Origin of the sequence: Akkermansia sp. BCRC 18949 (assembly GCF_045011645.1) — a bacterium.
Taxonomy (GTDB): domain Bacteria; phylum Verrucomicrobiota; class Verrucomicrobiia; order Verrucomicrobiales; family Akkermansiaceae; genus Akkermansia; species Akkermansia massiliensis.
Map to the genome: position 1 here is coordinate 1,736,389 of NZ_CP123619.1, position 20,759 is coordinate 1,757,147.

At 60.7% G+C, this 20,759-nt stretch carries 28 protein-coding genes; 25 read left to right on the top strand and 3 right to left on the bottom strand.

The genetic code is table 11. The features are described from left to right. Window position 1: 1 nt before the first annotated feature. The 3 genes from P8A25_RS07195 to P8A25_RS07205 all read right to left on the bottom strand — a co-directional run bounded on the left by P8A25_RS07195 (window position 2) and on the right by P8A25_RS07205 (window position 1,431). Window positions 2-790, bottom strand: coding sequence for a hypothetical protein (locus tag P8A25_RS07195; RefSeq protein ID WP_102749319.1), 789 nt, complete (start codon window positions 788-790; stop codon window positions 2-4). Next, window positions 787-1,059 carry a hypothetical protein gene (locus P8A25_RS07200; protein WP_146024278.1) on the bottom strand — a complete coding sequence of 91 codons (273 nt, stop codon included), beginning with the start codon at window positions 1,057-1,059 and terminating at the stop codon, window positions 787-789. Before P8A25_RS07200 ends, P8A25_RS07195 begins: the two co-directional genes overlap by 4 nt. A 171-nt stretch (window positions 1,060-1,230) precedes the next feature. Continuing rightward, entirely contained in the window at window positions 1,231-1,431 is a 201-nt protein-coding gene (locus P8A25_RS07205) for a helix-turn-helix domain-containing protein (RefSeq protein WP_146024279.1), read from the bottom strand. A gap of 94 nt (window positions 1,432-1,525) precedes the next feature. On the opposite strand from P8A25_RS07205, the gene P8A25_RS07210 reads away from it, so the two are divergent. The 25 genes from P8A25_RS07210 to P8A25_RS07330 all read left to right on the top strand — a co-directional run bounded on the left by P8A25_RS07210 (window position 1,526) and on the right by P8A25_RS07330 (window position 20,755). Beyond that, entirely contained in the window at window positions 1,526-1,846 is a 321-nt protein-coding gene (locus P8A25_RS07210; protein ID WP_102749322.1) for a helix-turn-helix domain-containing protein, read from the top strand. Between the two features lie 58 nt (window positions 1,847-1,904). Next, the gene (locus tag P8A25_RS07215) at window positions 1,905-2,195 is read left to right on the top strand and encodes a hypothetical protein (RefSeq protein WP_146024280.1); all 291 of its coding nucleotides are present in this window, start codon (window positions 1,905-1,907) and stop codon (window positions 2,193-2,195) included. Between the two features lie 120 nt (window positions 2,196-2,315). After that, window positions 2,316-3,038, top strand: coding sequence for a site-specific DNA-methyltransferase (locus P8A25_RS07220; RefSeq protein ID WP_102749324.1), 723 nt, complete (start codon window positions 2,316-2,318; stop codon window positions 3,036-3,038). Window positions 3,039-3,157: 119 nt separating this feature from the next. Then, entirely contained in the window at window positions 3,158-3,490 is a 333-nt protein-coding gene (locus P8A25_RS07225) for a hypothetical protein (RefSeq protein ID WP_102749325.1), read from the top strand. Between the two features lie 96 nt (window positions 3,491-3,586). Next, entirely contained in the window at window positions 3,587-3,841 is a 255-nt protein-coding gene (locus tag P8A25_RS07230; RefSeq protein ID WP_102749326.1) for an excisionase family DNA-binding protein, read from the top strand. A 73-nt stretch (window positions 3,842-3,914) separates the two neighbouring features. Further along, window positions 3,915-4,580 carry a hypothetical protein gene (locus tag P8A25_RS07235; RefSeq protein WP_146024281.1) on the top strand — a complete coding sequence of 222 codons (666 nt, stop codon included), beginning with the start codon at window positions 3,915-3,917 and terminating at the stop codon, window positions 4,578-4,580. A gap of 39 nt (window positions 4,581-4,619) precedes the next feature. Beyond that, a complete protein-coding gene (locus P8A25_RS07240) occupies window positions 4,620-5,222 on the top strand; it encodes a M15 family metallopeptidase (RefSeq protein ID WP_146024282.1) in 603 nt (200 codons plus the stop codon). Window positions 5,223-5,224: 2 nt separating this feature from the next. Then, window positions 5,225-5,548: a hypothetical protein gene (locus tag P8A25_RS07245; RefSeq protein ID WP_102749328.1), complete on the top strand. Its 324-nt coding sequence runs from the start codon at window positions 5,225-5,227 to the stop codon at window positions 5,546-5,548. Between the two features lie 104 nt (window positions 5,549-5,652). Next, entirely contained in the window at window positions 5,653-5,802 is a 150-nt protein-coding gene (locus P8A25_RS07250) for a hypothetical protein (RefSeq protein ID WP_180976188.1), read from the top strand. A gap of 39 nt (window positions 5,803-5,841) precedes the next feature. Further along, window positions 5,842-6,339 carry a hypothetical protein gene (locus tag P8A25_RS07255; RefSeq protein ID WP_146024284.1) on the top strand — a complete coding sequence of 166 codons (498 nt, stop codon included), beginning with the start codon at window positions 5,842-5,844 and terminating at the stop codon, window positions 6,337-6,339. A gap of 225 nt (window positions 6,340-6,564) precedes the next feature. Then, a complete protein-coding gene (locus P8A25_RS07260) occupies window positions 6,565-7,866 on the top strand; it encodes a terminase large subunit domain-containing protein (RefSeq protein WP_243759975.1) in 1,302 nt (433 codons plus the stop codon). A 1-nt stretch (window position 7,867) separates the two neighbouring features. Continuing rightward, window positions 7,868-9,622 (top strand): hypothetical protein, encoded by a 1,755-nt coding sequence (locus P8A25_RS07265; RefSeq protein WP_404838616.1) that lies wholly within the window; start codon window positions 7,868-7,870, stop codon window positions 9,620-9,622. After that, entirely contained in the window at window positions 9,619-10,860 is a 1,242-nt protein-coding gene (locus tag P8A25_RS07270) for a hypothetical protein (protein WP_102749333.1), read from the top strand. Before P8A25_RS07265 ends, P8A25_RS07270 begins: the two co-directional genes overlap by 4 nt. 37 nt (window positions 10,861-10,897) lie before the next feature. Beyond that, window positions 10,898-11,323 (top strand): hypothetical protein, encoded by a 426-nt coding sequence (locus P8A25_RS07275; RefSeq protein WP_146024285.1) that lies wholly within the window; start codon window positions 10,898-10,900, stop codon window positions 11,321-11,323. A gap of 37 nt (window positions 11,324-11,360) precedes the next feature. Then, window positions 11,361-12,329, top strand: a complete 969-nt coding sequence (locus P8A25_RS07280) for a hypothetical protein (protein ID WP_102749335.1) — start codon at window positions 11,361-11,363, stop codon at window positions 12,327-12,329. 88 nt (window positions 12,330-12,417) lie between these two features. After that, window positions 12,418-12,951, top strand: coding sequence for a hypothetical protein (locus P8A25_RS07285; protein ID WP_102749336.1), 534 nt, complete (start codon window positions 12,418-12,420; stop codon window positions 12,949-12,951). A gap of 26 nt (window positions 12,952-12,977) precedes the next feature. Then, the gene (locus tag P8A25_RS07290; protein ID WP_102749337.1) at window positions 12,978-13,445 is read left to right on the top strand and encodes a phage protein Gp36 family protein; all 468 of its coding nucleotides are present in this window, start codon (window positions 12,978-12,980) and stop codon (window positions 13,443-13,445) included. Between the two features lie 368 nt (window positions 13,446-13,813). Beyond that, entirely contained in the window at window positions 13,814-14,884 is a 1,071-nt protein-coding gene (locus P8A25_RS07295; RefSeq protein ID WP_180976189.1) for a hypothetical protein, read from the top strand. A gap of 258 nt (window positions 14,885-15,142) precedes the next feature. After that, on the top strand, window positions 15,143-15,781 hold the full coding sequence (locus tag P8A25_RS07300; protein ID WP_102749339.1) for a hypothetical protein: 639 nt from the start codon (window positions 15,143-15,145) through the stop codon (window positions 15,779-15,781). Between the two features lie 12 nt (window positions 15,782-15,793). Beyond that, window positions 15,794-16,258 (top strand): hypothetical protein, encoded by a 465-nt coding sequence (locus P8A25_RS07305; protein ID WP_102749340.1) that lies wholly within the window; start codon window positions 15,794-15,796, stop codon window positions 16,256-16,258. A gap of 33 nt (window positions 16,259-16,291) precedes the next feature. Next, window positions 16,292-16,504, top strand: coding sequence for a hypothetical protein (locus tag P8A25_RS07310; protein WP_102749341.1), 213 nt, complete (start codon window positions 16,292-16,294; stop codon window positions 16,502-16,504). A gap of 33 nt (window positions 16,505-16,537) precedes the next feature. Continuing rightward, window positions 16,538-17,119 (top strand): hypothetical protein, encoded by a 582-nt coding sequence (locus P8A25_RS07315; RefSeq protein WP_102749342.1) that lies wholly within the window; start codon window positions 16,538-16,540, stop codon window positions 17,117-17,119. A 74-nt stretch (window positions 17,120-17,193) separates the two neighbouring features. After that, window positions 17,194-19,800 carry a BACON domain-containing protein gene (locus P8A25_RS07320; protein ID WP_102749343.1) on the top strand — a complete coding sequence of 869 codons (2,607 nt, stop codon included), beginning with the start codon at window positions 17,194-17,196 and terminating at the stop codon, window positions 19,798-19,800. A gap of 61 nt (window positions 19,801-19,861) precedes the next feature. After that, complete coding sequence (locus tag P8A25_RS07325; protein ID WP_102749344.1) at window positions 19,862-20,218, top strand: hypothetical protein; 357 nt, start codon at window positions 19,862-19,864, stop codon at window positions 20,216-20,218. A 27-nt stretch (window positions 20,219-20,245) separates the two neighbouring features. Continuing rightward, the gene (locus P8A25_RS07330; RefSeq protein WP_102749345.1) at window positions 20,246-20,755 is read left to right on the top strand and encodes a hypothetical protein; all 510 of its coding nucleotides are present in this window, start codon (window positions 20,246-20,248) and stop codon (window positions 20,753-20,755) included. The last annotated feature ends 4 nt before the right edge of the window (window positions 20,756-20,759 follow it).

Here is a 20,759-nt window from a genome sequence, read left to right on the forward strand (position 1 = left end):
GTTATAATGTAGTTGTGCCGTTGACCAACCCATCCATCGTGGCCTTGACTCGCTGCTCGTCGACGTTGGATATCTTGCGGGCGTAGGCGGCCAAGGACTCAGCGAAAAGCTCGCGCTCCTGGAGACGCAATAAGTGGATGTAGCCTTGGTCCACAAAGGTCCCCAGCTGCTTGAGCAGGCAGGCCGCATCCTGCTCGGCCTGGTGCCGGCGACGCTCCAGCTCATCCGGGGGGAGATTGAGGGCGGCCAGGTCATTGGCCAGCTTGTCCATAGGGGTGAGGGCCAGCGCTCCGTCAGGGTTGCCGGCTCCAGTAAATCCCAGGGGCTTAACCCGGTCATGCGTTGTCCGCTTGCGGGTAGAGATAACTCCCAGGTTGATCTCCATCTGTCGAGGTGTCTCGGCTCCGTCGGTTACTTTATCCACTAGGGTGGGCAGTTCGGAGACAGGTTCACCGCTCAGTCCGGCGTCCAGGAGATACCTCTCCGTATTGGCCAATCGACCGGCTGCTGTCTTGTAGCAGCGCATGTAGCGGTTGGACATCTGCTGGGTAAATTGAAACCGTGGTTTCAATTTATCGTCTTTGGCGAAGAATTCACCCCACTCTCCATGGGGAGTCGCGGCCTTAAGCTCGGTCAGCAGCTTGCCCAGCTTGAGTCCTGCCGTCACGGCATTGCGGCCGGCGCATGCCGCCATCTCGGCCTGCGCCTGGGCATACCGATGCAGGCGGTTGGCTTCGCTGACGCCCAGCGTCACCCGCGTTTCAGCGGTTATCATTAGCTCGTGTTTCATTGGTCAAAATGTTGTTGACGATTGATCTCTTGCTGTAGGATGTAGCGGTTGAGGGCCACCCTCAGCTTGACCAGGGCCTTGTCTTGCAGCTCCCAGATAGCCTTGTCGGACAGGCCCAGGTAATGAGCCAGGTTCGAGCAGGTAAGCGGTCCGTCGTGATGTACCTGGTAATGGCGGCGCACCTCCGGGATGTTCCACAGGGCTCCCCAGATGGCCCACTCATCAGCAGTCATGGGGGCGTCCATATCAACGGGGGTGTCGTCCATCATCGTGTGGCCTTTCTATAACTGGCAGGCTGGCCGTGCGCGGGTCCTTGATGCCGTCGCGCACTTGCCGCTCCTCCGTATCCAGATACCAGCCTCCTGCCTTGACCATCCCAAAAAATGCCAGGGCCATGACTGCTATGGCGGCAATGAGATTGGCGGCGTTCCTCAGCATTGTTACCTGCTCCTCCTTAATGATGTCAGTTTTTTACGCGGCAACCTCCTGATGCGAGCTTTCAGGGCATTGCCTCGGTCTGGGGCCCCTTTGAGTACTCTGCGTACGTGACTAGGTGATACCCCTAATGCTTCGGCAGCCTCAACAGGCGTATACCCCCTGCTCAAGAGCCACTGGAGTGAGATGTCTTCTTGTGTTCTCATAAGAGATTTGTTAGGTTCTTCCTATGGCCGCCCTTATGGGGCGGCCTTATGAAGAAACTAATACCAGTAACGTAATATTTGGCAAGCACAAAATATGAAGAAACTTCTATTTCAAGATAATTTGAGAGAGCTGATGAAGCAAAAAGGGTTCTCTCAGGTCATGCTTGCCGAATCTACTGGTATATCACAAAGTGCTATATCTCTTTATCTTAGAGGTAAGGCGACTCCTAAAGCGGGGGAGTTGCAAAGAATGGCGGATGCTTTGTCAGTATCGATGGACTATCTATGGCGACGTACTGGAGCCGAAAGTCTACAAGAATCTTCATACTATGAACATAAATGGAGAGAGTCAGAACGAGAGCTCGCAAAATTGCGTGAGGCCTTAAAATTATTAGTTAACAATGTAAGTAAATAATGACCAATTAGATATGAAACCATGGCAGTTTTACACTCTCACCGTAATAGGCATCTGCTTGATCGCTCTTACTGGGGCAATCTCATACAGCTTGTACAACCTTTCTACCCAAATAGCTGATGTGACAAGGCTACCTCAAACAGGTAGCCAAGAAAAAATCAGCAAGCGTCCAATCAAATACGAATACCGATTCCGCGCATTATACAAAAAGGATTTTTACGACGGAAAAGAAGAACCTTTGATCTCCCCCAATAGCCAAAAAGACCTTGATTTTTTTGGATGGGATTATGCTGGCACTTTGTTTGACGACGGCCGCTGGATTTTTGTCCTTATGAAGCGCAATATCTGATGTATGACACAGCGCAACATTCTGATCATAAATTTTATACATCTAACAAGCATAACAAATTCATAATAAATTTGTTGTGACGTTAGAGAGAGGTGCTTGCGTGAGCTATGCTCGCGTCCGATGACCAACACACATACCATGTTGCATGGGGACTGCATGTCCCTGATGATGACGATGCCGGAGGCATCCTATGATGCCGTGATCACCGATCCTCCCTACGCCAGCGGCGGCCTCTCTACCGCTGCCAGAGCACAAGACCCACGCGTCAAGTACCAGCAATCCGGCACCCGTAAATACTACCCGACGTTTAGCAATGACACCCGCGACCAGCGTACCCACCTGATGTGGTCCGTGCGGTGGATGGAGCAGGCCCTCCGCCTGACGCGCCCCGGCGGCTGGCTGATGGTATTTAGCGATTGGCGTCAACTCCCGCTCACCTCCGACGCCTTGCAGATTGCCGGCTGGACGTGGAGGGGCATCATCCCCTGGGACAAGACGGAAAGCTGCCGCCCCCAGATGGGACTGTACCGCAACCAGGCCGAGTACGTCCTGACCGCCACGCATGGAGGATATAACAAGTCCGTCAAGCTATGCCCTCCGGGAGTGGTCCGCGAGCCAATCCGCCCCAAGGATAAGCTCCACTTGACGGGCAAGCCGGTCCCCCTGATGGAGCACCTCATGACCATCTTGCCTGCCAAGTCCCGCATCTTGGACCCGTTTGCCGGCAGCGGAACCACCCTGGTGGCTGCGCGCAACAAGGGACATACGGCCGTGGGCATTGAGCTGTCACCGGACTACCACCGCATCGCCTCCGACCGACTCGGCCTCGTGCTCACTGCCTAATCTCCGTCGATACCCAGTACGGCAAGACCGCCAGGAAAATTCCCGGCGGTCTTTTTATTAATGTTAATGACATAAGTACAAATTTTGTATTTTCATACTTCTGTATATTCTATTCCTATATGCACAAAATATTACTTAATTCAACGTCAAATAACGAAATTGAATCCATTACTATTGACGGAAATAATGCCTTGAAATGGAATTTTATGCATGCATTGCTCAACAATATTTTTGAAACGGATAGACACAATGAAGTAGAAGCCCTAGAAGACATAAAATTGTGGGCGAACCTATCAGATGATGAAGTGAACCAAATCCTACCATTCTCTCCATGTGAGAGAAAAGGTGACACGATGCATTTGAAAAGCCCTGCTGCCGAAACTGCGCCTGATGAATTGTTAATCCGTATTTATGAGGCAATAAAAGAAAAAGCTCCCCACGTTTTAGGTTAACAACATCCAACCATTGCACGCCCCCTGCAGCATCCCTGCAGGGGGCTTTTTTTGGCCGTCATTAGAGATGGCAAAAAATTGTGGTAAGGTTGAGGCATGGACGACAAGACGCTCAAGCACTGGGCCTCCGGGCCCCTCTGTACCATTACCCAGGCAGCGGCCCTGCTGGGAGTGTCCTCACAGACGGTCAGGCGCATGGTGATGCACGGCAGCCTGATCGCTTGGCGTCCCAACCCGGCCGGAAGAAAGTGGCTGCTCTACCGTCGCCAGGTGGAGGCTATGGCCGTCACTCTCCAGAGACGGGCCATCCGTCACGCCCGCCTGCTGCAGAGCACATTCGACTTTTTTTGACGCCAAATGCGCCAAATGCAACAAACGCGCCAAATGCAACAGAGGGTCGCCGGGAATGGGCTAAAGTGCCCCCATGAGCTACACTCCCTCTCCTGTTGATAATACTACTGGTGCACATGATACAATCCCGGCTCCGGGTGGAGCCGGGAACACCACCACCAACAAGACGCCATTTTACCTGTCCAAATACTTTTGGACCAACTTGGCCGCCTTACTGGCTCTGATCATCCCCGACGTACGGGCCTGGCTGGACAGCAACCCCATTGAATTCTTTAGCGCCCTTGGCGCGGTCAACATCCTGCTGCAGTTTATAAGCGGCGGGAAATACCAGCTTGCCGGAGAGGATGGCCAGAGTGGCCAGTCCGCCAATCCGGCCGGCGTCCTCCCTCTCCCCGTCGCTTCCATGGGGGAGGACGTCGCTCCCCCTGTGGAGGACCGGAGCCAGTATCCTGATCAGGATACGTCGTCCATGCCCAATGGCTCCGGGTCCTCCTCACCTTTGTCCGGGACGACCCGCCTGATGATCGTCCTGGGCGCGTTGATGATCCTGCTTGGCAACTCCTGCAGCAAGGATGCCGACCCGGTAGCCACCAGCGTGGCTCTTACCGACGGGCAGGTGGTGGTCATCCGTGGTGGCTCATCCCTGGTGGTGGACCGTGACTCCCACAGCGTTGCCTGGTCCCAATCAACTCCGGACGTTGTCGTAGTACCGCCAGTCGTCCAGGCCACGTCCAAGTAACCTCCACTCTCAACTCTTAACCCTCCACTCTCCACAGCAATGACCTACGCAGAGTTACAATCCAACACACTGGCGTGGCAGCGCGCCCTCAAATTTGCCGGATTTTACCGGGGCCAGCTTGACGGCATCACCGGTCCGCTGACCCGTGAGGCGGCGGCCCAGTGGCGCGAGAGCCATCAACAGCTCCAGACCCGCTACGGCCGGCTGGACAAGCGCACGGAGGACAACCTGCTTACCCTCCAGCCTCTGGCCGCGCTCAAGGTGCGCCAGATGATGACGGCCCTGCGCGGTCTTGCCGACTGGCGGCTCATCTGCGGACTCCGCACCTACGACGAGCAAGACAAGCTCTACGCCAAGCGCCCCAAGGTGACCAACGCCAGGGGAGGGCAGTCCATGCACAATTTTGGCATTGCGGCCGACGTCTGCCTGTTTAGGGACGGCCGTGATATCTGGGCACCCAGCGAGGGACCGGACTCCATCTATAAGCCCGTGGCGGCCCTGGCCCATAAGCTGGGTCTGGTGTGGGGTGGAGACTGGCGCTCGCCCTACGATCCCGGCCATGTCCAGCTGGGCTCCCTCCCCACGGCCACCCTCCACCGCGCTTACACCACCGGGGCCAGCACGCTGGCCCAACTGCTCTGATCATGATCCTTGCACTAATAGCAGACGCCGCTGCAGGCATCTCGCCGGAGGCAGTGGGCACCATCCTCGGCGTTGCTCTCGGCTCGTCCGGGACATGGTGGATGGTCAAGGGCCGCAAGGCTCCCCAGCAATCCGACGATCCCCAGCGCTTCTTGATGGAGGACAAGTACGCCACCCGTGAGGAGGTGGCGGAACTCAAGGCCCTCCAAGCCAAGACCACCGACGACATGCACAAGAGGCTCAACGGCATCACCGTCAAGCTTAATGAGATGTCCGGCACCCTCACCCTGATGATCGACATCCTCAAGACCCGTAAATCCTTATGACCACTCGCGCCAACATCAAGATCACCGTCCTGCAGGTCCTCGACCGGCTGCCCGCTGCCTATACCCAGCGCGTGTCTGCCCTCCGGGCCGAGGTATCCCTGGACATGTCTCCGAGTCCAGGTACTGCCGATATCGACCTAGCTATCCAGGAGCTGGAGGCCCTGCGCCTGATCACGTCCACCACCTGCATGATCACTGGCGAGCGCAAGTACGCCATCACCGACGCCGGCCGCGTCCAGCTTACCCAGATATGAGGTAACAGTGAACAGGTAATAGTTAACAGTATTAACGCTATGCTCCGCAAGCCCAGACCAGACAGTGTGATCGGCTCCCAGTTGCCCCCCATCATCAAGGACGACGTAGACACCATGCTGCTCTCCGGCGAGTCCTACCGCAAGGTGCAGCAGCGCCTGGAGGAGGACGGCATCAAGCTGAGCCAGGAGGCCATCCGGCGCTACTACCACTCCCAAATCCTGCCGGCGCGTCTGGCCCGGCAGAACAAGACGGCCGAGGAGCTCAACAAGATATCCGTGGAGGGGGTGGACGAGGCCACCATGCGGGCCATCCGCTCCGCCGCCCTGGACCTGGCCGCCTCCCCGTCCTGCGACCCTAAGGCCCTTAACATCCTGGTGGGACTCATCCTCAAGGCCGAGCAGCTGGCCCAAGACAAGCGCCGCCTCAAGATACTGGAGGCCAAGGCTGCCCAGGCCGACGCCGCCAAACAGGTCACCCAGTCCACCCTCACTCCAGAGGAGCGCGACCGCAAGCTGCGCAATATCTTTGGATGCTAACGCATCCGGTTAATAGGTAACAGTTAATAGTTAACACCAAATCAACTCTCATCTCTCCACTCTCAACCCTCCATCATGTCCTCCTCCCTGATCACAACGCCACTGGATCTGCTGCTGCCTTACCAGGCGCAGTGGGTGGCGGACGAGAGCCGGTTTAAGGCCGGCATCTGGTCCCGTCAGTCCGGTAAGGATTTTAGCACGGCCGCCGAGGCGGTGAGGGATGCGATGATCAGGCCCAAGACCACCTGGATGATCGCAGCCCCCTCCGAGCGCCAGGCGATGGAGTCGCTGTCCAAGTGCAAGGAGTGGGCGGAGGCATTTAGCGTCGCACTGGCTGCCGAGGAGATTGAGCGCCAGGACGGCCCCAACACCCTGCTCAAGTCCGGCTCCATCACGTTTGACAACGGCAGCCGCATCCTGGCTGTCCCCGGCCGGCCGGATACCGTGCGAGGCTTTAGCGCCAACCTGGTGCTGACGGAATTCGCATTTTTCGAGGACCCCGATGCGACGTGGCGTGCAGTGCTCCCATCCATCACCAATCCCCTCCGGGGCGGTGAGAAAAAGGTCCGCCTCATTACTACCCCCAACGGCAAGACGGGTCGTGGCGCCAGGACGTACAAGATCATCAACGACAACCTGCTTAACCCCAGGGAGGGCCGCAAGCAGCACTGGTCCTGCCATGTGGTGACCATCGCCAAGGCAGTGGAGGATGGCCTCCCGATCGACATCGACGAGCTCCGCGAATCCTTGGACGACCCCATTGGTTGGGCTCAAGAGTACATGTGCGAATTCCTGGACAGCAGCAACGTGCTGCTGCCCTACGACCTGATCGCCACGGCTGAGTCGGCAAGTGCCACGGTGTCCTGCGACCCGGCCATCTACCTGGGCAACAAGCTGGACCTGCGCCTGGGCATCGACTTTGGACGCACCAACGACCCGACGGTCTGCTGGACATTGGAGCGGGTGGGGGACGTGCTCGTCACCCGCGAGGTACTGGTGCTGCGCAACATGTCCGTGCCCGACCAGATGGAGGTACTGCGCCACCGCATCAAGGCGGCCAGACGCGTCTGCTACGACTACACGGGTGTGGGCATCGGCATGGGCGATGTCCTGGTCAAGGAGTTTAAGCGCTGGCATCCGGAGGGCCATGAGTATGGCAGGATCGAGCTCTGCACGTTTACGCCTGCGTTTAAGCGCCTCATCTTCCCGCGCCTCCGCCAGGCCTTTGAGGCTCCGACCCGCGTCCGCATCCCCATCGACGTGGAGGTGCGCGAGGACCTGCACGCCATGCAGCAGATATTTAGAGGTACGGACTACAGCTACGAGGCCCCGCACACCAGGGAGGGACACTCCGACCGGTGCACGGCCCTGGCTCTGGCCCTGCGCGCCGCCGACGGCCACGTGCAGCACCATCTCCCGGCCCCAGGCACCGGCCGCATCATCACGGGAGCGGGCCTGTTTGGCGGCCGCTCCCACGGCTCGCTCTTTGGCGGCCGTCCCATCCTACATCAACTCCTGGCAGCATAGTATGATCAGACGACTCTACAACTACATCCTCCACCGCAGGCCCCATGCAGAGGGCGTGCAGCGGGCGCTTACCGCGCCGGACAAGGCATCCCAGGACAGCAAGCCGGCCATGTTTGCCGCACTCGCCCTGGCCGAGCTGGACAAGGTACGCCGCCGCCAGATTGAGCGCGTGTGCCCGCTGGACTACCTGAGCGTGGATACCATACGGCGCTGCCTGCAGGACTGCCAGCTGGGCGCCTATGCCGAGCAGCAGTGGATCTGGGAACAGATGGAGCGCTACGACGCCATGCTGATGACCTGTATTACCAAGCGGGACGACGCTCTGAGCAAGTACGACTGGTCTATCACGGTCAAGCCGGACCTGGACGACCGCGACAGCCTGCTGGCCGAGAGCCAGCAGCGCACCATTACCGACCTGTGCAACGCCATCGTTAACATGGACGAGGCCATCACCTCCCTGTCCCAGGCGTCCCGCCGGCACTACAAATTCTTGCAGCCCTACGCCGACAGCGATGGCCTGCATCTGTTGCCCATTGACAACTGGCTGATGTGCCGGGACGGCTACCGGGGTCCCTGGGGGTACAATCCCAACGCCCAGTTTGGCCGCTACCGGGGAGAGGCCTTGCCGGTCCCGCTGGACGACCTCATCCTGCGCCTGCATCCCCGGCCCATCGACATGCCCGCCCAGATGCTGGTGCTTAACCGTAGCACGACGCTGGCCCAATGGGACGTGTTCTTGGAGAGGCTGGGTACGCCGCCGGCATTTTTTGTGCTTCCTCCTGACTGCTCCGAGGAGCTGCGTCAGGAGTACATCAAGATGTCGGCCATGTGCTACTCGGCGGCCACCGGCGTCATCGACCACGACTCCGATATCAAGTCCATCCCGATATCCCAGACGAGCGTCGACTTGTTTGACCGCCGTTACAAGGTGGCCACCGAGGAGATCGCCATGCTGACCACGGCCGGCAAGCTCACGGTCATGACCGAGTCGGGCTCCGGTACCTTGGCCGGGGGAGCACAGGCCGACGGATTTGCCGACTGGGCCGGCGGCGAGGCATCCTCCATCGCCTCTGTACTGACAGTCCAGCTGGTCAACCGGGTGCTGGATGAGTACCACCCCGGCCAGCCGCACCTGGTGGATTTTACGCTCTCCTGCGTGGACAAGACCACGCCGGACAAGGAGATTGCCAACGCCGCCGCCCTGCGTGCCGCCGGCTACGACATCGACGACGCCGAGGTCAGCGAGCGCACCGGCTGGCAGGTGACCGCCGGGGTCTCCTCCTCCCAGCTCTACGCCATCAAGGCCGCCGGCTACGTGCCCCAGCAGCAGGCCATGGAGGGTGTCGTCAAGATGCCCCTGCAGCCCGCCCCCCAGGAGACGCCCTACACGCTTAACTCCCGCCGCCGAGACGCCCTCACTACCCTGGCTCTGCACCGCAGCACCACACTCTGGGAGCCAGCCCGCCTCCGTCTGGAGGAGGTGGTCGCCCACCGCCTGCAAGACATCGACAAACGCCTGGAGCGGGTCACGCTGGAGATGCTGCCCCTCTCCCCGGCGGAGCAGGCCCAGCTGGCCCTGATGCTGCAGGTCCCCGGAGAGGAGGAGATCGTCTCCACCGCACTCCAGATTGCCCGACGCCTCCAGGAGGCCCGCAACGAGGGGAGACGCCGCGCGGCGGCCATTGACCCGTCTCTCACATTATCCACCCCTGCACGACCCCTGCACGGCGCAAATTCAGCCCAATCCAACGCATGAGCAACTACCGAGACAGATACATCGCCCGCGGCATCCCGGATTTTGACCCGGCTGCCTGCGCTCCGTACCCCGTCGGCCAGGTCCCGCAATCAGGCTGGTACCTGATTGAGCCGGCCGGCACCTACACCATCCCGGTGCCCGACACCTCCATCGCCCCAGGCAAGCGCTGGGACGTGGACGAGGTCATCGACGAGGCAGCACTGCAGGCCATCTGCGAGTCCTACGATCCTGCCATCAACGGCGGCAACGGCATCCAGGTCAACAACGACCACCTGCATCTGCGCACCACCGGCGATAACCCGGCCCTGGGCTGGTGCAAGGCGCTGGACTACGGCCGGGTCGACGGCAGCCTCTACCAGGCTGCCTACATCGCCTGGGTCAAGGACACCCACCATGACCTCAACCAAGGCAAGTACTGGGCATTTAGCACCGAGTACAAGCTGGCCGACTATAAGCGCGTCTACGACAACGGCTACAGCCCGACGCGCCTGTCCGGTCTGGCCGTCACCAACAACCCGGACCACGAGGCCCAGCCGGGCATCATCCGCCAATCCGCTGCAGGCGATGTGGTCGTCCACAGCCGCAGTGCCACCATCTCCCAAACCACAACCATGAGCAAGAAAGCAACACAGCAACGGGTCCTGCACTCCGACGATGCCGCCGGAGATGAGGAAAAGAAGAAGCAAGAAACCAACACCAACAATGACAATCCTTCGCCCGCTACCACGGAGGAGGAAAAGAAAAAGGAAGACGAAACCAATACCAACAACGACGACCAAAACAAAGACGAAACCAACTGCAACTCGGACGACGAGGGCTGGCTGGGGATCTGTAACGAGATCGCCAAGGCACTCAACCTGTCCGAGACCGCGACCGGGGACGACATCCTCAAGGCCGTGACGGATCTCAAGACGGATTTTGATTTGCTCAAGCAGCAGGTCGATGAGTCCAACGGAGGCTCCGTTGCCCACAACAGGGCACCCCTGCCGCGACAGCTGCATAACAAGGGCAACCAGCAGCGCATGGACCCCAAGGTCACTCCTGCGGGTGTGATCACCCACCGCACGCCGGAGGGCAAGGCCGTCAAGGTGCCGCAGAGCGACGTCGATCTGGTGGCCCATTGCCGCAAGGCCGTGGACGCCGAGGTCACCAAGCACGGCCGCGCTCTGACTCCGGGCGAGTACAACCGCACCTGGACCAGGGCTGCGGAGGAATTCACGTCCTCACGCAGCAAATAGCTCCACTCCCAACTCTCAACACTCAACTCTAAACAAGATGATTATTAAGCAAACTCCCGTGGTGCGCCGCGACTGGCCGGCCGGCACCACCGGCACCGACAAGAGCGAGGGCAAATTCGCCAAGCTCTCCGCTGACGGACAGACGATGTCCCTGGTGACGTCCGCCACCACCGTCCCTGACGGCGTCGTCAGCAACCCCGACGGACGCGACGGCGCCGACGGCAACGGCGGCGACCTGATCCTGATGCCTCATCCGGGCATCGTCCAGGTCCGTCTCAACGACACTCCCGGCATGATCGAGACCGGCACCTATCTGGTGCTGTGCGCTGATGCCACCGTCAAGGCAGCCACCGGCACGGCCGGTGAGCTCATCGTGGCTCAGTCCATGGCCCCCAACACCAGCGGACAGGGCAGCTGCCTCCACGAGGCCCTGCTCGTCGCCTGGGCAACGCCCACCGCCTAATACGCTATTAACTGTTAACTAATCACTATTAACTCATATGAGCACATCTGCAACTTACGCCGTCAACCTGCCGCTGACCAACTACATCGTCGGCTGGTACGGCACTCAACTCCACGACCCGGCACGCTTTCTTGCTCCGGGTGTCAAGGCCCCCGGCTTGCTGACCTCCTACAAGCGCTACCTGCGCCAGGACGCATTTGCGGTCTCCGATACCCGGCGCGGCATGTACGAGGCACCTCGCACCATCGACATCCAGGGAGAGGACCTCCCGGTCATGTTGGAGGAGCACACCCTCAAGATCGGCATCGACGACCGCGAGCTGCTCGGTGCCATCGACCAGGAGGTCTACCGTAACAGCCTGCGCCAGGCCAAGACCCGGGGACTGGCCCGCCGCATGTTGATTAGCCACAACAAGGAGGTGTTTGATTACGCCAACTCCATCATCCCCAGCATCACCAAGGTGGGCGACACCAACGAGGCCAACAAGTGGACCAACCTGGACCTGCCCTTGGCGGATATCCTGAAAAAGATGGCTAAACAATTTGCTCGGAACAATGGAGTCTATCCCAACCGCATCCTGACTACGGGCGATATCTGGGACCTTGTTGAGGCCAACAAGCAAATCCAGTACAAGATGGGTGAGGGGTCTCCCAAGGTACTCACCCAGGACAAGTTCCTGGATTTTATCGGTCTAAAAGGAGACGACATCCCGCCGGTCAAGATCATGCGCTCCATCGCCTCCTACAATCCCGGAGGCGTGGCGGGAGCAGAGGTGGACAACGTCAGCATCGTGGGCAGCAATTTCTACTTGTTTTACGCTGACGACGATCCGAGCCCATTTGACATCACGGCGCTCAAGACGCTCAACATCGCCGGAGACGACATGTACAGCACGGTGGAGACCTACCGTGACGACGACATCTCCACAGAGTGGCTGCGCATCAAGGGCCACCACAAGGTGGTCTTCTCGGCTCCCTCCTGCATGATGCGCATGCAGATCGCTTAATACAGGGTGGAGTGTGGAGAGTTAAGAGTTGAGATGCTCTTGCCTCCACGCTCCCTCTCTTAATACTTACCATCAATACACAATCAAGATGACCGCTAAATCAACCAAGACCAACAAGGCTACCAATCACGACGCTCCTCAGGCTCCCGCTCAGGATATAGCACCTGCCAATACCGACCAGGAGCAGATCACGCCGCCCGCAGAGGACACCGCTGCCGAGGCATCCACACCGGAGCCTGTAGCCAATCCCGCCAATCAACCTGCCGTAGACTCCCCCACGCCCGCCGACAAGGGTGACGGCACCAACCAGGAGGCAGGGAACGATCACGGACCCAACATGACCGAGGACGAGTACGAGGCCCTATATGGCCCCGCCAAGACCCTGGAGCCATACGTCGCCTCCTTGCGTCCCATCCAGGCCGGCTTGACTCCCAGACAGGAGATCACAGCCATCATCGCCGGCGGTATCATCGGCGGCTTGCTGGCCCGTACCAAGCCCTACGAGACCCTCGACCTGCATAAGGCGGCCGAGACCCTGGGCATGTGTGACACGATAGTCGATATGATCCTGCACCTCGACGATCCCGCCCCGGAGTCCCCGGACGAGCAACCCAACTCTTAACTCTCCACCCTCTACTCTCAACAACAATGTCAAGCTGGATCACATTGACGGCGGACATGCTCACGGAGGCCATCGACCGAGCGGAGCTGGAGGCCATCACGGCCGCCGACACGGATGGCACCGTCATCCCCGGCATCATCCAGGACGTGACGGCAGCCGTGCGCGAGGCCATTGCTGCCAACGCCGCCAATGTGATGGACCTGCAGAGCGACACCACCATCCCGCGCACGCTCAAGCCGGAGGCCCTGGACATGATCGCCTGGCGTCTGCTCAAGCGGTTTGCGGTGATGGTCTCCGAGGACCGGGATAAGGCCAACACAGCCGCCCGCGAGCGGCTGGAGGCCGTCCGGGCCGGCACCCACCGGGTGATCGGTCCGGATGGCCGCATGCCCGTGCCTCCCGGTAAGCGCCCCTACGTCCAGGGACCGCGCCCTGCCTACGGCTCCGGAGCTCCGGGGTTGTTCCCGTCCCCCGGACGGGGAGTTAACAGGTAACAGCAGCTCAACTCTCCACTCTCAACCCTCCTCACTCAACAGCAATGCCCTCTCCCTCGGATATCATGCGTGCCAAGGTCACGGTGCCTGCTGCCGGCATGTCGTCGGCGGACTGGGACGGCGTGGACCCGGATATCCGCGAGCGCTCCTACTGGACGGCCAGGCAGGGGCACTATGCGCGTGTGCAGGGATTTAGGGATCGCTCCCAGGGCATTGTGGACGGCAACCTGTCCGAGGCCGACGCCCTGCGCGAGGTCCGCGCGATGCTCAAGGCCACCGGCTACCAGCCGGAGCCCGGCACAGAGGGCACCATCCAGGACCTCAACTCCGACGCCCGCCAGCGCCTGATCCTGGAGACCAACGTGGCCATGGTCCAAGAGCGAGCCTACCGGGACTCCATGATGGGGTCGCTGGCCTATCCGGCCCAGCGTCTGGTGCGTATCCGCTACAGCCGCCAGCCCAGGGACTGGGCCGCCCGCTGGAGGGAGGCGGCGGCGGCCGTCAACTACGAGGGCGTGGCCACCGACGGCTCCCACATCGCGCTGCTTACCTCGCCCATCTGGCGCAAGCTCAGCCGATTTGACCTGGACTATCCTCCGTTTGATTTTAACTCCGGCATGGGGGTTGACCCGGTTGACTACGAGGAGGCTCAGCGCCACGGCCTGGTTATCCCGGAGGCGACGGTGGATGACATGGACGGCGAGTCACTCAACGCCAGCCTGGAGGCGTCCATCGCCAAGATGGACGGCGACCTGCAGCAGGCATTTGTCGAGGCTCTGGAGGATTGCGTGGAGGTGGAGGGAGACCGCGTCTACTACACCGACCCCAACGGCACACGCCCGGTGCACTGGAGCGAGGCCGGGCGTGTGATCTGCGGGCAGCGCCCTCCCGTCATCCCGGACACCCAGGCCAGGGCCATGGTCAAATTCGTGGAGGACCAGCGCAAATTTGACAGGAGCCAGCGCGGAGTCCAGGACTACGCCACCCAGGAGGAGTGGGACGCCCTCTACGATGCCGTCAACCGCATCACGCCCACCGACGTCCGGGAGAGCGGCACGCTCTACCGGGGCATGTCCATCGACCCCAACAACGCCGACCAATTCCTGGTTGCCATCAAGCGCGACGGCTACCAGGCGCTCCCCACCAAGATGGTGGACAGCTGGTCACGCACGGAGGAGACGGCGCAGCGGTTTGCCGGCAGCGGCAAACCGGGCAACGAGAGGATCATCCTTGTCAACGAGGACTACCGCTCCGGCCACCGCATCGACACCATCGTCCGCACTCTCCAAGATCAGAGGCGTCTTGTCAACAAGTCCGACCAGCATCCCCATACCAACGAGAGCGAGGTCCTGTTCATGCAGCAGGTCCGCCACGGAGTCAACAAGATCGTCCGGGGGAGGGACGGTACGCCCACCTACGTCTATGTCAGCGAGCAGTAATAACAGATCAACCCTTACGCCGGAGATGGCGGTTCTGGCGGCCGTTGTTATGGCGGCCGCTTACAAACGGTCTGGCCGGCTGCCAGCCCTGGGCGCGGGCTCGGCTTTCCCAGTCGGACGGCTCCGGTCGGATGCCGGACGCAGCATCGCGCGGTCTGGCCAGCTCCTTGAGCCACCAGCGCAGGTCGCGGTTACTGATCTTGCCGTCCATCCCACTCATGTCCCCCTTATGCCTCAACCCTTAACTGATGTCAACTCATGATCAGGTTGCACGTAGATGTGATTGGGCTTAACCGGCTCCCCCTGGCTCCCGCCATCCGCACGGAGATGGTGGCTGACGTGGCCAGGGCTGCCCGCCAGGCAGTAAGGGATAGTTTCCAGGACATGCTCGACCGCACCCAGTCCCAGAGATTCTGGGGCGCGGCCAAGCGATCAGTCAACCCTCCCGTCATCCGGGACAACAAGGCCACCATCGACATCACCCACATCGGCGTGCGCCTGCAGTGGCTGGGCGGCACCGTCAAGCCCTCCGGCCGCAAGTCGGAGGTGACCGGTCGCCGCATCAAGAGCCTGCTCATCCCGTTTAAGGATTCCCCCCTGCGCCGGCGCTCCCTGGCATCCCTCAATATCCCGGAGGAGGAGGTCATGGTCCTGGGCGACGTCGATACCGGCAGCGCCATCCTGGCCCGCGTCAAGCAGCGTAAGCGCCGCAACAAGGACGGCCACTACCAGGATGTCACACCACTGGGTGCCCTGGTCAAGTCCGCCACCATCCCGGCCCATCCGGAGGTGATGCCCTCCCGCGAGCAGATGCGCAAGAATGCCGTGTACGCCGCCACCCTGGTCCTCAACCGCCTCCTGGCCCAGGCCGACGACAACTCAACACTCAACTCTTAACTCTCCACTCTCATGGACAAGGATTACAAGCTCGCCGAGCATCTCATCAAGCACCTGCAGCAGGACGACGTCCTGGCTCCGATGGTGTGCCCAACCGTGTGGGACGACCAGGACCAGGTGGACGCCATCAACCGCGTGGCCATTGGCAAGCCCGGCAGCGTCGCCGTCACTCCTGCAGGATACGTCCCCCTGCTGGACATGGGCGTTGATGCTCCGATGGTGCGCATGCACGCCGTGCTGGCCGTGAGCTGCTTTGCCAGGACAGCCGGGATGCCCGGAGGCATGCCGCCTCTGCGCTGTCTGTCCGGCATGGTCGGGCAGGCGCTGCACGCGGTCCGCACCTGGGACCCGGTCGTCGACCGCGTCTGCTACGACATGCCTTCCGTGGCATCCGTCGAGGATTACGATATGAGTAAGTCCAAGCTCACCGGCTTCCGGGGACGGGCCATCATCCTCTACGCTCCCGTCAACTTTTAATTTTTCCCTCATCCTCACCCACAACACACAACCATGGCTAAGACCAACACAACCAACAACACAGATACGACCGGCACGACTCCGCAGGCTCCCGCCCAGGAGGATACGCTGGTGTTAGTCCGCGTGACCAAGACGGGCACGCTCATCAACGGCGCTTACGGGCGCGCAGGTGCGACCGCCAAAGTGACAGCCTCCCAGGCCAAGGCCCTGGAGGCGGCCAAGCTGGCCGTCATCATCGGCGTGTAACTACCAACCATTAACCAACCACTAATCACTGATATGTCTAGATTTATCATCCCCGGCCTGATCATCGGCTCCAAGGTCAGCATCGCCAAATTCGGAGCCTCCATCGGCAGCGGCGACCAGGCCAAGACCGTGTCTGCAGACTGGCTGCCCGTCCCTCCGAGCGACGAGGACCCCGGCCCCTGGCTCTACATGGGCAAGGTCCGCACCAGCAACCCTCAGATTGAGCCCAAGACCGCAGAGATTGAGGGCACCAGCGTCGGCGGCACCTACGAGACCGAGGAGATGCAGCTGGTCACCAAGCGTAAATTCCTGTTTGCCTCCAACTACATCACCCCTGAATTCCTGCAGCTCTCTTTTGGGCTGCGCGAGGACTGGGGCACGGAGCAGGTTGTGTTTGCCGCCGGCTCCACGCAGATCGACGTCTACGTCTACACGGAGTGGACCGACGCCTACCGCGACGGCGCCAGGATCATGAGCGCCTGCATGCAGGGCCGCCTGCGTCTGGTCAACCCGGCCAAGGCGGCGTCTGATCCGTCCCTGGCCGAATTTGAGCTCAGCGTTGTTTACAACCCGCTTTGCAAGCTGACGCCTGACGCGGACTATCCGGCGGCCTAAGCACGCCACTTCCTCCCGGCGATCCGCCGGGAGGAACCTTTCTCAACTCTCCACTCTCCTCCCCCCACACTGATATGATACTCCTGATTGACTTGGCCACCATGGCCGTCATGCACCCCGGCGGCATACCGGTCACCGACCTGTCCCTGGTGCGCGGCGATAAGCTGCCCCTGCGCATCACTCTGCTGGATGAGGGCACTCCGGTGACTCCCTCCGGCACAAGGCCGGCGCTGGCCGTCAAGACCGCCCTGGGTGACGATACCCTGGTCCTGGCCGCCACCAACCTGGAGCCGGTCGACGACGCTCTGGGGCTGGCTTATGTTGGCAGCTTGTCGGTCAACACGACTCAGTTGATCGCAGCCATGGGCAGCGCCGATCGCATCGACCTGGTCGCGGAGGTGGTCATTATTGACGGAGACGGCTCCCAGCGCACCTCATCCCTGATCAAGGTAAGAGTGCGCCAGGATATCATGCCGGCAGACGTCGTCCCTCCAGATGACGTCATCGTCAACTGGGAGGAGATGGTGGCCGCATCCCTGGCCAACCAGCTGCCAGACGCCTTGCACAACGCCGGCATGTATGTCACTCCGGCCAGCGGCACGGCATCCATGTCGCCTCCCGGCTATGACCAGGACCAGACCGTGGCATGGTCATGGGCTCGGTTTATATTTGGCGATGACCTCTTGACCGGTTATGTCGGATCGATCTGCAAGGTGCGTGACGTGTACATGTGGGCAGTCCTCGGCACGACGGACACCACACCGCGCTGGCTGGACATCTGGCGACGTGCTCCGGGCGGGGACTGGGTATTGGCGGCACGATCCAGTCAGGCCGTAGCATCCAGCACTGACGTGGACCTGTACATGTGGGGGATGATTGCCGATACGGATATTGTAATCGGGGACGAGGTGGCGCTGCACGTCTATGGTGGCACGCCCGAGGCGCCAGTGGAGATCCCCCTGTCCATCGCCCGGCAGATGGTGACGGCAGCCGACGGGCGCGGGATTGCGTCTGCGCTGGACGGACCGATTACCGATGCCACCGTCATGCCCGCAATGATGTTGTCCTGTACTTATCAGGACGGCGTCAGCGTGGGAGGGGTTAATCTGGCCACCCGCGCCGAGGTGCAGCGGTTGACGGATTATGCTGCCGCTACCAGCAAGCAGACATACCAGGATGCCCGCGCATCCGAGGCGGCCAGGGACGCAGCTCAGGAGATTGCCGAGGGTCTGGCCATCACTGTTGGCACGGTCACGACGGGCGAGCCAGGCAGCCAGGCAACCGCCTCCCTGACACCCGGCAGCACGCCGGGATCGTGGCAACTGGACATGACTATACCGCGCGGGGACGTGGGCGCTGTGGACACCTCCAAATCCTACACATGGACACAGCCACAGGTATTTGATGCCACCGTCACGGCATCCAGGGGCGTTCGCGTGCCGCTGCCTGCCACGGCCCAGGAGGCTATCTCTTACGAGGCGCTGATAGAGCAGCGGGCCGCAGATGATTGGCGGCGGGCGAACTACTACATGGAGACGCTGATCCCGTCTTGGGTGACAACACTGGTGCGGCAGATGCAGATGTCCGACGCTTATAATGTAGTCACGGCCAACGCATCCTCTAAGGAGGCGGTGTATACCAACGATCTGCACGATTTTTTGATTACCATGATGCCCTCCGCCGGTGTGTCTTTGATTGGCCGATCTACAGGCGCGTGGAAATTTGCCAATTACATGGGAGATCATAACAATAGTGCTTATGCCGCCGCCGTTGTATGGCGGATTATCGGCTCTGACAAGGCGTCTATCCTGCTGGGGAGCACATCCCAAGGGTACTCATCGACAACTAATCCGGCAGCGCCCTGTTATGCTCACCCCATCCATTGGGCTGACTACAATCTGGACGCAGCGGATTACAGGTATCCGTTGCTCAACGCAGTCAATAATTACACCAGCCGGGACATGGCACCCGCATGGCAGGTGACGATTTATCCCACAAGCTACCTGGGGAGTACGACGTCTTGCCTGATCCGAGGCACGGATTATGGGCGCGCCGTTGGCGACCAGCTATATATGTGGGCGCTTGTGCCCAAGATCACTTACGTTGCCGTGGCAATGGCACCCCGCGCAGCCGCCGATCATCAAAACACGATGAACAGATGGGAACTGTTTGTCGACGGCAATTATGTTATGCCGATGACATCCTTGTTTTGTGGCAGCGGCCACACGGCCTGCGTCACAGTTAAGGCCAAGGCTCACGAGGCAAGCAGTACCTTGCAAGTGGGGCTGCGTATGGGAGGCATGAGGATTGACGCAGCCCCCGCGCTGGGGGTCAACGATGTACGATCCATTATGGGGCGCGTGGTGATGGACGGAGTAACGGCCAAGCCTATGCCGGCGGTGACGGCTTCCGCGCTGGATGTACCTGCGGAGGGCGGTGAGGTAACGCTGACGGTATCGTCCACGCTGTCCGAGGCGGTTTATATACTCAACGATACCATGTGCGGGCATGACCCCGCCGCCGTATGGTGCATGCAGTCCTCTGAGCAGACACCAGCCGGAGGCGGCCAGATCACCCTGACGCTGGCTCCCAACACGACTGGCCAGCCCCGGCAGGTGTGGGCGTTTGTCGGCCATCACTACGCCCAAGCCTCCGTCGTCAAGATTAACCAATTAGCTTAACAACAACATGCAAGAGATACATTTACATTTTCCGCGCCCAGGTAAGTGGGACAAGTACACCATGACAGCCGTGTACCAGGACGCGGACGGCTACACTCACACTGACCATTATACCCAGGATGACATACCCGCCGATCAGGCCCCGGTCCTGGAGGCAACAGTCACCGCAATCGCGAGCATGGGTGAGGACTGGCAAGCCTCCCAGGTGTGGGCACAACTGGGAGACGACTCCGTGATCAATAACCCCGCTGCCCGCGAGGGGGCCGTCGAGGTGCACGAGGCCGTACTACTGACGGTTGAGGCTGTCAATAGTGCCGGCGGCCGGCGCATTTGCACACCCTCCGAGTACATGCAGTTTGTACTCGCGGACCCCAGCGCGGTGGCGTTTTTCCGGTATTTCACGGCTCTCAACTCTTAAGTCTCACCTCTCCACTCTCATCACACCATGCACTACCTCTCTCTCGACACGGTCATCTACCGTCCGGACGGACTCCGGGATATCGTGCTGTGCCAATACGACGACGTGATGGAGGAGCTGGTGACCGTCAAGCCATCCGTCCAGATCCAGCGCGAGGCCGTCATCGGTAGTCCCTGGATGCACCAGGCAGCCCGTGGCAACGCCTCCCTGCAGATGTCTTTTACCCTCGTGCGGGCGTTTACGACTTTCGCCCGCGCCCATGCCTGGGGACTCGACCTGCAGGAGGCGCTCACCCTGCACCCGGAGGGTGTGGTTACCTGGTTGTCCTGCTACTACCAGGGCCGGCCGGGCCGGACCAGGACCTACCACGCTACGGTTGACCTTGCCCAGCCTCTGCCGCTCACGAGCGATCATGACCTCGGTCCGGATGGGCCGCGCCTCGGCCGCCGTCCGGAGGATATCCGGCTGCCGGATGCCGAGGGCAAGGTCTGGGCTGCCCTGCAGGTATCCCTCACCCTCACGGGAGACATCTCTTAACCAC

Coding starts and splice junctions, on each gene's coding strand:
- P8A25_RS07195 (WP_102749319.1), bottom strand. CDS start 790: ATGAAACACGAGCTAATGATAACCGCTGAAACGCGGGTGACGCTGGGC.
- P8A25_RS07200 (WP_146024278.1), bottom strand. CDS start 1,059: ATGATGGACGACACCCCCGTTGATATGGACGCCCCCATGACTGCTGAT.
- P8A25_RS07205 (WP_146024279.1), bottom strand. CDS start 1,431: ATGAGAACACAAGAAGACATCTCACTCCAGTGGCTCTTGAGCAGGGGG.
- P8A25_RS07210 (WP_102749322.1), top strand. CDS start 1,526: ATGAAGAAACTTCTATTTCAAGATAATTTGAGAGAGCTGATGAAGCAA.
- P8A25_RS07220 (WP_102749324.1), top strand. CDS start 2,316: ATGACCAACACACATACCATGTTGCATGGGGACTGCATGTCCCTGATG.
- P8A25_RS07225 (WP_102749325.1), top strand. CDS start 3,158: ATGCACAAAATATTACTTAATTCAACGTCAAATAACGAAATTGAATCC.
- P8A25_RS07230 (WP_102749326.1), top strand. CDS start 3,587: ATGGACGACAAGACGCTCAAGCACTGGGCCTCCGGGCCCCTCTGTACC.
- P8A25_RS07235 (WP_146024281.1), top strand. CDS start 3,915: ATGAGCTACACTCCCTCTCCTGTTGATAATACTACTGGTGCACATGAT.
- P8A25_RS07240 (WP_146024282.1), top strand. CDS start 4,620: ATGACCTACGCAGAGTTACAATCCAACACACTGGCGTGGCAGCGCGCC.
- P8A25_RS07245 (WP_102749328.1), top strand. CDS start 5,225: ATGATCCTTGCACTAATAGCAGACGCCGCTGCAGGCATCTCGCCGGAG.
- P8A25_RS07250 (WP_180976188.1), top strand. CDS start 5,653: ATGTCTCCGAGTCCAGGTACTGCCGATATCGACCTAGCTATCCAGGAG.
- P8A25_RS07255 (WP_146024284.1), top strand. CDS start 5,842: ATGCTCCGCAAGCCCAGACCAGACAGTGTGATCGGCTCCCAGTTGCCC.
- P8A25_RS07260 (WP_243759975.1), top strand. CDS start 6,565: ATGATCAGGCCCAAGACCACCTGGATGATCGCAGCCCCCTCCGAGCGC.
- P8A25_RS07265 (WP_404838616.1), top strand. CDS start 7,868: ATGATCAGACGACTCTACAACTACATCCTCCACCGCAGGCCCCATGCA.
- P8A25_RS07270 (WP_102749333.1), top strand. CDS start 9,619: ATGAGCAACTACCGAGACAGATACATCGCCCGCGGCATCCCGGATTTT.
- P8A25_RS07275 (WP_146024285.1), top strand. CDS start 10,898: ATGATTATTAAGCAAACTCCCGTGGTGCGCCGCGACTGGCCGGCCGGC.
- P8A25_RS07280 (WP_102749335.1), top strand. CDS start 11,361: ATGAGCACATCTGCAACTTACGCCGTCAACCTGCCGCTGACCAACTAC.
- P8A25_RS07285 (WP_102749336.1), top strand. CDS start 12,418: ATGACCGCTAAATCAACCAAGACCAACAAGGCTACCAATCACGACGCT.
- P8A25_RS07290 (WP_102749337.1), top strand. CDS start 12,978: ATGTCAAGCTGGATCACATTGACGGCGGACATGCTCACGGAGGCCATC.
- P8A25_RS07295 (WP_180976189.1), top strand. CDS start 13,814: ATGGTCCAAGAGCGAGCCTACCGGGACTCCATGATGGGGTCGCTGGCC.
- P8A25_RS07300 (WP_102749339.1), top strand. CDS start 15,143: ATGATCAGGTTGCACGTAGATGTGATTGGGCTTAACCGGCTCCCCCTG.
- P8A25_RS07305 (WP_102749340.1), top strand. CDS start 15,794: ATGGACAAGGATTACAAGCTCGCCGAGCATCTCATCAAGCACCTGCAG.
- P8A25_RS07310 (WP_102749341.1), top strand. CDS start 16,292: ATGGCTAAGACCAACACAACCAACAACACAGATACGACCGGCACGACT.
- P8A25_RS07315 (WP_102749342.1), top strand. CDS start 16,538: ATGTCTAGATTTATCATCCCCGGCCTGATCATCGGCTCCAAGGTCAGC.
- P8A25_RS07320 (WP_102749343.1), top strand. CDS start 17,194: ATGATACTCCTGATTGACTTGGCCACCATGGCCGTCATGCACCCCGGC.
- P8A25_RS07325 (WP_102749344.1), top strand. CDS start 19,862: ATGACAGCCGTGTACCAGGACGCGGACGGCTACACTCACACTGACCAT.
- P8A25_RS07330 (WP_102749345.1), top strand. CDS start 20,246: ATGCACTACCTCTCTCTCGACACGGTCATCTACCGTCCGGACGGACTC.